The sequence below is a fragment of the Escherichia sp. 94.0001 genome, assembly GCF_013369155.2.
GTDB classification, from domain to species: domain Bacteria; phylum Pseudomonadota; class Gammaproteobacteria; order Enterobacterales; family Enterobacteriaceae; genus Escherichia; species Escherichia coli_F.
Map to the genome: position 1 here is coordinate 1 of NZ_JABWMS020000355.1, position 224 is coordinate 224.

Here is a 224-nt window from a genome sequence, read left to right on the forward strand (position 1 = left end):
ATGGACCCGGGAGGAGGCTGTGCTGACAACGCAAAAACGAAAATTTGCGCTGGCGATCATGTCCGGGAAAAACAAAACAGCGTCAGCCATTGCAGCAGGTTATTCGGCGAAGACGGCCAGGGTTAAAGGCTCGCAACTGGCAAAAGATCCGGAAGTGCTCGCGTTTATTGCCCGTAAACAGTGCGAAACGGTGGAGGTGGATGAGGTTCCTGTTTACCGGCAGA

The 224-nt window shown here is 53.6% G+C and carries 1 protein-coding gene; it reads left to right on the forward strand.

Features of this window, described 5'->3' with window-relative positions; all coding sequences use genetic code 11:
* Positions 1-19: 19 nt before the first annotated feature.
* Positions 20-224: terminase small subunit (locus HEN33_RS27300; RefSeq protein WP_183083588.1), on the forward strand; the 205-nt coding region annotated here is incomplete at its 3' end.